General features: G+C 72.0%; 10 protein-coding genes and 1 pseudogene. 7 read left to right on the top strand and 4 right to left on the bottom strand.

Annotation, left to right across the window (positions count from 1 at the left end):
* The first annotated feature begins 378 nt into the window (after nt 1–378).
* The 4 genes from ACIQIB_RS32010 (at nt 379) to ACIQIB_RS31995 (ending at nt 3,637) form a co-directional block, all read left to right on the top strand.
* A complete protein-coding gene (locus ACIQIB_RS32010; RefSeq protein ID WP_363608486.1) occupies nt 379–912 on the top strand; it encodes an EF-hand domain-containing protein in 534 nt (177 codons plus the stop codon).
* A gap of 28 nt (nt 913–940) precedes the next feature.
* Complete coding sequence (locus tag ACIQIB_RS32005) at nt 941–2,032, top strand: isocitrate/isopropylmalate family dehydrogenase (RefSeq protein ID WP_400762245.1); 1,092 nt, start codon at nt 941–943, stop codon at nt 2,030–2,032.
* Nucleotides 2,029–2,628 (top strand): cysteine hydrolase family protein, encoded by a 600-nt coding sequence (locus ACIQIB_RS32000; RefSeq protein ID WP_400650726.1) that lies wholly within the window; start codon nt 2,029–2,031, stop codon nt 2,626–2,628. The genes ACIQIB_RS32005 and ACIQIB_RS32000 overlap by 4 nt, the downstream gene beginning before the upstream one ends.
* A 124-nt stretch (nt 2,629–2,752) precedes the next feature.
* Nucleotides 2,753–3,637, top strand: coding sequence for a class I SAM-dependent methyltransferase (locus tag ACIQIB_RS31995; protein ID WP_400762250.1), 885 nt, complete (start codon nt 2,753–2,755; stop codon nt 3,635–3,637).
* Here ACIQIB_RS31995 and ACIQIB_RS31990 read toward each other — a convergent pair.
* Nucleotides 3,631–3,867, bottom strand: a pseudogene (locus ACIQIB_RS31990) (response regulator transcription factor); the annotation flags it as partial. The gene ACIQIB_RS31995 and the pseudogene ACIQIB_RS31990 sit on opposite strands and share 7 nt — an antisense overlap.
* 50 nt (nt 3,868–3,917) lie before the next feature.
* Nucleotides 3,918–4,358 (bottom strand): hypothetical protein, encoded by a 441-nt coding sequence (locus ACIQIB_RS31985; protein WP_363608491.1) that lies wholly within the window; start codon nt 4,356–4,358, stop codon nt 3,918–3,920.
* 345 nt (nt 4,359–4,703) lie between these two features.
* Here ACIQIB_RS31985 and ACIQIB_RS31980 point away from each other — a divergent pair, with 345 nt between their 5' ends.
* Nucleotides 4,704–5,435, top strand: coding sequence for a CocE/NonD family hydrolase (locus ACIQIB_RS31980; RefSeq protein WP_400762243.1), 732 nt, complete (start codon nt 4,704–4,706; stop codon nt 5,433–5,435).
* 47 nt (nt 5,436–5,482) lie between these two features.
* Here the strand turns inward: ACIQIB_RS31980 and ACIQIB_RS31975 are convergent, their stop codons facing one another.
* Nucleotides 5,483–6,904, bottom strand: coding sequence for an MFS transporter (locus ACIQIB_RS31975; protein ID WP_400762241.1), 1,422 nt, complete (start codon nt 6,902–6,904; stop codon nt 5,483–5,485).
* A gap of 212 nt (nt 6,905–7,116) precedes the next feature.
* Here ACIQIB_RS31975 and ACIQIB_RS31970 point away from each other — a divergent pair, with 212 nt between their 5' ends.
* Nucleotides 7,117–7,692 carry a TetR/AcrR family transcriptional regulator gene (locus tag ACIQIB_RS31970; RefSeq protein WP_400762239.1) on the top strand — a complete coding sequence of 192 codons (576 nt, stop codon included), beginning with the start codon at nt 7,117–7,119 and terminating at the stop codon, nt 7,690–7,692.
* Nucleotides 7,693–7,992: 300 nt separating this feature from the next.
* Nucleotides 7,993–8,265 carry a hypothetical protein gene (locus tag ACIQIB_RS31965; protein WP_400650717.1) on the top strand — a complete coding sequence of 91 codons (273 nt, stop codon included), beginning with the start codon at nt 7,993–7,995 and terminating at the stop codon, nt 8,263–8,265.
* Nucleotides 8,266–8,418: 153 nt separating this feature from the next.
* On the opposite strand, the gene ACIQIB_RS31960 is transcribed toward ACIQIB_RS31965, so the two are convergent.
* Nucleotides 8,419–8,767 (bottom strand): LPXTG cell wall anchor domain-containing protein (locus tag ACIQIB_RS31960; RefSeq protein WP_400762237.1); only part of this gene is annotated, 349 nt, incomplete at its 5' end.

The raw sequence follows: 8,767 nt of genomic DNA, 5'->3' as shown, positions 1-8,767 counted from the left end.
AAGACGCTCGGCTGGAATACCCCAGCCGAGCGTCTACGTGATCTACTCACCACCTAAAACCAAGTGGTGTTGCGACGACCCCTTGAACCCAAGCAGGCGGGGGCCGTGGACGTGTTCGGCGCCTCGACGATCCGGCGGCCGGGCCGCCCGTGCTCGTCGGGCATCCGGCGGCGCAGCCGGGTCGACGGCTGCACTGTGCCGATCGACGCACAACTTTGGTGGATGCCCGGGACCGGCGCGCCCAATTCCCTCGATCGAGTGAATTGAACCGGATTCCTCCGGGGTAGACCGGTGGCCGGCTGGATAGTGAGACAGATATTTCACCATTCCATCCGCGCTGCCCCGCAACGGGTCGGCCAAAAGAAAGGCGGCGGATCTGTGCGCACAGAGGCGGTCAGTCGCGTCAAGCTCGTCTTCTCCCTGCTCGACGCCAACGGAAACGGCCTTCTCGAGGCAGATGATTTCGCTCTTATGGCAGGTCGTGTGGTCGAGGCGGCACCCGATTCCGACGGTGCGGCGAGAGACGCGATGCTGGCCGCCTTCCGGCGGTACTGGACGACTTTGGCCACCGAGCTGGACTCCAACCGCGACGGCCGGATCACCTTCGACGAGTACGCCGCCTGCGTGCTCGCGCCGCAGCGTTTCGACGCCACGATCAGCGAGTTCGCGGAGTCGCTCGCCGCGCTGGGGGATCCGGACGGCGACGGGCTCATCGAGCGCCCAGCCTTTGTGGCGCTGATGGTGGCCATCGGCTTCGAACGCGCGAACATCGACGCCCTTTTCGACGCTTTCGCTCCCACGGATTCGGACCGGATCGAGGCGGCGACGTGGGCCGACGGCATCAAGGACTATTACCGTCCGGACAAGGCCGGAATTCCGGGTGACCATCTGGTGGGGCGCGTGGCGCGCTGATGAAGGAATCCGAGGACGAAGGAGAGCAATGAAGTCGGTTATCGGACTTGCGGTCGGCCGCGGCACCGGGGCGGAAGTCGCGGCCGTTTTCGAACGGGTCCTGGCCAGGCTCGCCCAGCTGCACGCGGTCGACATCGAGGTCGTCCGTTCGCCGCGAACGTATCACTCGTACGCCTCGTTGCGGGCCGAGGGCGGGAGCGATCGGGTCCGTGAGCTCACCCAGGAGGACGCCGAGCACTACGAGGGGTTCTGCCGGGCCCAGGCGGACAGCGGTGTCCCGGTGATCTTCCGTACGGCGATCAACGCCCAGTCCCTGTACCTGGTCCGGCAGCGGCTGCAGGCGGTCAAGGTCGATCTCATAGCCACCGGCGGCGGATCACTGCTGCTGGTCCGGGACGAGGCCCAGGGCTTCTACACCGGTGAGAACCAGCACTCCCCGGGCCTGGTCACCCGCACCATGACGTTCAGCCGGGAGATCACCGAGAAGGTCATCTCCTACGCCCTGCGGCGCGCGCGGCAGGAGTGGCCCGACGGCGAGGTCGGCCAGGTCGTCATGGCCTACAAGTTCCATCTGCTGGACGGCGCTCTCGACACCTGGGTGGCCGAGAGCGCCGGGCGGCATGGCGTGGACATCCGGCTGTTCCAGCCGGACACGGTGAACCGCAATCTGATCGAGCACGGGCCGTCGGCGCGCACCGTGATCGTCGCGGGCAACGAGTGGGCCGACATCATGCACGTGGTCCTGCTGGACCGCTTCGGCTCCGAGCGGCAGGAGAACTGCTGCACGGAGAACGTCTACCTCCACCCCGACCTGGCCGGACTGGTCGAGTACCAGACCGTGCACGGCTCCGCCGACGCCCTGGAGGGGCGGGACACGGTCAATCCGGTGGCGACCGTGCGGGCCGCGGCGGCGATCGCGGAGCGGCACGCGGGCTGTACCGGCGCGGTGCGGGCGGTGGAGCAGGCGCTCGAGTCCGTCGTGAAGCGGGGTGTTCTCACCCCGGACGCCGGCGGACGGAACTCCACCACCGAGGTGGTGGAGGCGCTGCTCGACGCGCTGGAGCCGGACGGGCCCGACGGGCCGCCGGCCGCCGGTGCCACCCGGGTCTCCGGGTCATGACCTCTCGGGAGGGCACGACGCTGGTCGTCGTCGATGTCCAGAACGACTTCTGCGCGGGCCCGACCGCCCTCGCCCGCTACCGCGGCGACCCCGCGACGCTGGACGCCGTGACGACGAACGCCGCGCGAGCCGTCGACCTGGCACGGGAGCACGGCACGGAGGTCGTCTTCGTGCGGTTCGTCGGGGACGTCGCGCACCAGGGGCCGAGCTGGCGGCAGCGGGACGCCGCCCTGGGCAAGAAGCCGAAGTGCCTCGACGGTTCGTGGGGCGCCGAGTTCCACAAGGTGTCACCGGCGCCCGGCGAACGGGTCTTCACCAAGCGGGCGTGCTTCGACGCCTTCCTCAGCGACGGATTCGAGCAGCACCTCGTCCGGCGCGGCACCGGGCATCTCGTGTTCGCCGGCCTGTACACCGACGTCTGCGTGGACTCCACGGCCCGGACGGCGTTCCAGAAGGGTTTTCACGTGACGGTGCTGACGGACTGCACCACCAGCCTGCACCTGCCGGACGACGAGGTCCTGCGGTTCATGAGTCTCGTCTACGGCGCCCGGTGCACCACCCATGAACAGCCGGCCTCGTGGTCCCGGCTCACCTGAGGGGAGGACAGTCATGATCGGCACAGCGATTCGCACCCCCGTGGCGCCGTCCTCCGGGGTGGCACGGCCTTCCGGACCGGCCCTGACCGCCGGGGTGGAAGGGGGCGTCGGCCTGACCGCCCTGATGGTCGCCGCGGCCCGGGCGATCGAGAGTCACCGTCACAACGCCCTGGCGAGGGATGTCTACGCCGAGCACTTCGTGCGCGCCGCACGGGCCTCCGCCGACTGGCCGGTCCGCCTGGAGCACGTTCCCGGCGGGGACGCGAACCCGCTCTGGGGGCGGCTGGGGCGCTACTTCGGTCTGCGGACGAGAGTCCTCGACGACGCCCTCCTCCGCTCGGTGCGGGCCGGCGCCCGCCAGGTGGTCCTGCTCGGGGCGGGGCTGGACAGCCGGGCCTTCCGCCTCGACTGGCCCCCCGGCTGCACGGTCTTCGAGGTCGACACCGAGGACGTCCTGGCGTTCAAGCACCAGGTGCTCGACGGGCTCCGCGCCGCCCCGAAGACGGTGCGGGTGTCGATCGCGGCGGATCTGTGCACCGACTGGGCCGGGGCGTTGACCGGCGCGGGCTTCGACCCGACCGCCCCGAGCGCCTGGCTGGCCGAGGGGCTGCTGCTCTATCTGCCCAACGCCGCCGAGCGGTACCTCATCGACGCGGTGGACGGGTTGAGCGCCGCCGGCAGCACGCTGGCGTTCGAGGTCAAGCTCGGCGGCGAGTCGCCGGAGGTCCGCGACAACCCGGTCTACCGCTCGACGAAGCAGCAGATCGGCGTCGACCTGCTCGACCTGTTCGACGGGGAGCCGCGGCCCGACTCGGCCGGCGCGCTGGCGCGCCGGGGCTGGGCCACCTCGCTGCACACCCCGTTCGACTTCACCCAGCACCACGGGCGCGGCCCACTCCCCGAGCCGAACGACGCGTTGGCGAGCAACCGGTGGGTGTTCGCGGACAAGCCCCGGGCGGTGGCGGTACGCCCCCCGGCCGGGCCGGGAGGAGTGCGGCTTCTTCAGTAGCCGGTCGGGCGCACCAGCCCCGGCCCGTAGGCGAAGACCGCCGCCTGGGTCCGGTCGCGCAGTTGGAGCTCGACCAGGATGCGGCTCACACGGGACTTCACGGTCTGCTCCGCGACGACCAGCCGGGTGGCGATCTCCGCGTTCGACAGGCCCTGCGCGATCAGCGTCAGTACCTCGGTCTCGCGCTCCGTCAGGTCGTCGCCGACCCGCTCCTTGTGCGGGGCACGGGGGTAGGGGCGGGCGGTCGCCCGCCCCTACCCGGTGTGGTGTCGGGCCCGGCTCAGCAGCTCACGACGGTCGAGGCGGTCGCCGTCGACGGCGGCCAGCCCCACTGGTCCACGCTGAACTCGACGGTCACCGTAGCTCCGCAGGGCGCGGTGGTGGTGATGCCGCTGACGTAGTTGCCGCCGGCGGTCACCAGGGTGGTCGGGTTGACGCCGCCGAACGGGGGGCTGCCGATCACGGCGCCGCTGAGCTTGAACCTGACCTGCTGGTCCTGCCAGCCGGGGCTGGTCGGGGCGGCGTGCCCGTAGAGGTTCACCTGGTTGCCGGTGACCTCGATGCAGGCCTTGGTCAGCAGGAAGCCGGGCGCGCCCGGGCTCCCGCAGGTGATGACGCCGGTGAACTCCGGCCCGGAGACGGGTGCGGCGACGGCGGTCTGAGTGCCGATCAGGGCTGCCAGGCCGGCGGTGCCGGCCAGTACGGCGGCGAGACGCTTCATGGGTTCCTCCCTCGTTCGTGCGCCCGGCGGACACCGAGAGCACTGTGACATGTCACATCGTTCTTCGGGCATCATGGCAGGCTTCGCCGGGCGGTCCACAGGTTTCCGGCCGAGGGGGCACCCTCGCGCCGATAACCGGCCGTCAATTGGCCTGATCCGCCTGTCATGAGCGGCCCAGGACGGCCGGCGCCCGGCGTCCGGCCACTCGGGTTGATGGCGGGCCGAGGCGCTGAGGTGGCGTCATCCGCACTGGGACGCAAGGTCGTTGAGGAATCCGCTCATCGGCTTCGCGTCACTGACCGGGGGGCGGCACACCGTTCACCCCGCAGCTCGGGCGGTGACCGGGTGCTGCACTACTACACCCTGAACGAGGGCACCTGGCGCGCCACCACCCGCTGGCCGGTGACCGGCACCCGGACCGAGCGGCTCTACCTGGCCGACGGGAACGCGCTCACCCGGCAGCGCCCGTCGGCCACCGCCGCCGGACCGGACGCCGACCTGCTGCGCCTCAGCCCGACCGCGGGCACCGGCCCGTCGGACCGCTGGAACACCAACCTCAGCGGCGCCCCGGTCAGTTACCCCGACCGCGCCGCCGTCGACCGTGAACTGCTCAGCTACGACAGCCCGCCGGTCCGCCAGGACACCCGGGTGACCGGCCTCGGGCGAGTGACCCTCGACGTGACCGGCATCAGCGGCGCGAGCGACGGCGCACTGCACGTCTACCTGGAGCACGTCGCACCGGACGGCCGCGTCACCTACCTCACCGAAGGCCAACTCGCCCTCGCCGACCGGGCGACCACCTCCCGCCGGGAGAACCCGGACTGGCGCCGGCTGCGCACCGCCCGCGGCTACACGAGCACCGACGCGGCGCCGTTCCCGCAGGGCAGGCCCCGGCAGGTGACCCTGGACCTGCAGCCGACCTCCGTCCTCTTCCGGGCCGGCGACCGGATCCGGCTCACCATCGCGGCCGCCAACCCCGACTCCTTCGAGCTGCGGCCGGCCGACGGCCGGGCCGCCTACACGATCGGCCACGGCGCCGTGCGGCCCTCCTTCGTGGAGCTGCCGGTGGTCGGTTAGCGCCTGCCCCTGCCCTGCCGCTCCCGCCCCGGGCGGGAGCGGCGCGGTCAGTTCCGCACACTCTCCGGCTTCGGGGCCGAGCCGGCGACCACGACCGGGACGGCACGGTGGGCCGGCACGAGGAAGGCGGCCAGGGCGGCCGCCAGACAGAAGAGCGCGAGCAGGGCGAAACCGTTGGTGTAGCCCGAGGCGTAGGGGTGACCGGAGGGCTGGAGCCGGCCGGTGACCAGACCGGCCATCAGGGCCGTGCCGACCGAGCCGCCGATGGTGCGGATATTGGCGTTCATCCCGGTGGCCGCGCCGGTCTGCGCCGCGGGCACGCTCTGGACGATGAGGATGCTCATCGAGGCGTAGGCCAGACCGATGCCGATCCCGAACACGCCTGCCGCCAGGGCGATCTGCCACGGCCGGCCGTGCCAGGCGGCGAGCATCCCGCAGGCCGCCGCGCCCAGCACGGCGCCCACGGTGAGCTGCGCCTTGGCGGGGAAGCGGCCGGCCAGCCGGCCGCTGAGGACGCCGGCGGCGAACATGGTGACCAGCATCGGCAGCATCAGGAGCCCGGCGCCGGTGACGCTCGACCCGAAGCCGTAGCCGGCCGACGAGGGGGTCTGGGTGAAGCCGGGCAGGAACGCCCAGACCGCGTACATCCCGCCACCGAAGAGCAGCGCGGCGGTGTTGGTCGTCCAGACCGCCGGCAGGCGCATGACGCGCAGGTCGATCAGCGGGTGGCGGGAGCGGGCCTCGACCAGGGCCCAGAGGGCGAAGAGGACGACGGCCGCCAGGAGCAGGACGATCACGGCGGGGGAGCCCCAGCCCCACTTCGAGGACTGGCTGACGGGCAGCAGCAGTGCCACCAGCCAGCCCGAGAGCAGCACGGCGCCGAGCCAGTTGACGCTGCCCTCGGCCCGGTGCGGCGACTCGGGGACGAAGCGGTGGGCGATGACGGTGGTGATCGCGACGATGATCACGGGGAACCAGAACAGCCAGCGGTAGTCCAGCGCGCCGACGATCGGTCCGGCCAGCACCATGCCGAGACCGCTGCCCACCGCGATGACGGCGGAGAGGCTGCTGATGGCCGTGGGCACCCGCGCGGCGGGGAACTCGTCGCGGATGATGCCGAAGGAGAGCGGGAACAGCGCCCCGGCGATGCCCTGGACGACCCGGGCCACGATCAGCACGGTGATGTTGGGGGCGAGGGCGGCGACGAGGCAGCCGACCAGGAGCGCGACGAGTGCCGCGACGAGGGTGCGCTTCCGGCCGACGAGATCGCCGATCCGGCCGAGGATGGGCGTGAAGATCGAGGCGGAGAGCAGATAGGCGGTCATCACCCAGGTGGCCGTGGCCTGCGAGGTGTGCATCGCCTGCTGAACGGTCGGCAGGGCGGGCGCGATCAGCGACTGGAGCAGGGCGAACACACCCGCGCCGGTGGCGAGAACGCCGAAGGTGAGGCGGTTGGACTGGCGGTTCATCGAACCTTCTCGGGACGTGGGACGCGGGAGGCGGGACGCCGGAGGGGAGGGGATGCCGGAGAGTCGGGCAGGGGCGGCGTGTGGTGGCCGACGGCGGTGGCCGCACGTGGCGGCAGGGCGAAGCCCAGGCCTCACTGGTAAAGTTGAGGCATGCCTCCACATTAGTGGAGGTGAACCTCCGCTTCAACCCGTTGTCCGAAAAGAGACCCCCCGTGACGGAACAGGTCGTCAGCGAGTTCCTCGCGGCCCGGCGTCCGCGCCGCACCGACGCCGCGCGCAACTTCGACGCGCTGCTCGCCGCCGCCCGCGAGGCCTTCGCCGAACACGGGGCCGAGGCGTCCCTGGAGGACATCGCCCGCCGGGCCGGCGTCGGCATCGGCACCCTCTACCGCAACTTCCCCACCCGCCGGCACCTCTTCGAAACGGTCTACGCCGACGAGGTCGGCGAACTCAGCCTGGCCGCCGATGAATTGGCCGCCGAGCCGCCATGGGAGGCGCTCTCCGACTGGCTGCGCCGCTTCGTCGCCCACACCCTGACCAAGCGCGCGATCCGCGAGGCCCTGGCGGGCGAGGAGACGGAGGTCTTCGTGGCCTGCCGCAGGTTGATGTACGACGCGAGCGCACCGCTGCTCCACCGGGCCCAGGCGGCCGGCGAGGTGCGCGCCGACATGAGCATCGACGATCTGCTGCGCCTCGTCTCCGGCGTCGGCTCGGTCTCCTTCGCCGACGAGAAGCAGCGCGACCGCGTCCTGTCCATCGCCCTGGACGGCATCCGCACCACGGCCTGACCCCTCGCCCGAGCACCACGGCCGCCCGCCCGCCGTCGCGCCGGTCCCTGCCCGGCCCCGGATGCGGCGGACGCCGCCGTTCGGGTGGTGGTGCGGGGTTCTTCCGGCCCCGCGACCCCGCCGCCGGACCGGGTCGCGGGGCCGAACGGGGGAGTCTGGCCCGGATTGGCGCCAATCGGGTGCCCCGGACGGCGGTCTCCGGTGGCAGCCCGTATGCGCGCGTGCGTAGATAGTGAAGGGTCGCCAGTTCGCGGCGATCTGACTGCTCATCAACTTCAATGCCTGGAAGGGCTTTTCCTCATGCGCACTGTGCACCGCGTCCTGGCCGTCTCCGCTCTCTCCCTCCCGCTCGTCATCGGTGGGGCGACCATCGCCTCGGCTCACGAGGCCGACCACATCCCCGTGGCGAACTTCGACAAGGGGGCATTCGCCGTCGGCCCGAACGGTAGCGCCATCCAGATCACCGACGTCGACTTCGGCCCCGGCGGTGCCTCCTTCCTCAGCGCCGCCCTGGCGATCGGCGCCAACGGCGTCGGCGGCAACTTCACCGAGACCGGCATCAGCGGCGGCTGACCTTCTCCCACCTCCCCATGGCTGCCCCGGGCCTCGGCCCGGGGCAGCCGCGTGTCGTCCGGGCACCCCCGGCGCACGCGGAGGGGCGGCCCGGAGGCGTGAAGCCCCCGGGCCGCCCCGGTGCTGTCCCGACTGTCCGTCAGGGGGTGATTGCTACCTCTCGTCGGAGTGGAGCGACGGGCGGCGCCGTCCTCGGGCGGACACGGCCAGCACGCCGAGGGCGAGCAGCAGAGCCGCCGCGGTCCCGTACAGCAGCGTGGTGGCACCGGTGCTCGGGAGCGACCCGACGGGCGGCACCTTCGCCGTGACCTCGGCGTTCGAGGGCGGGGAGGTGACGGGGGCGCCGCTGGGCGGAGTGCCGGTGGCGATGGCGGTGTTGAGGATGGTGCCGGCGGAGATGTCCGCCCGGGTGACGGTGTAGGTGGCGGTGCAGGTGGTGGAGGCGCCGGGGGCGAGGGTGGTCTGCGGGCAGGTGGCCGTCGGGGCGGTGCCGGTGCCGGAG

The organism is Kitasatospora sp. NPDC092286 (genome assembly GCF_044755565.1).
Lineage (GTDB): Bacteria > Actinomycetota > Actinomycetes > Streptomycetales > Streptomycetaceae > Kitasatospora.
The sequence above is the reverse complement of the archived record's forward strand: the minus strand, read 5'-3'. Positions and strand labels throughout refer to the sequence as shown.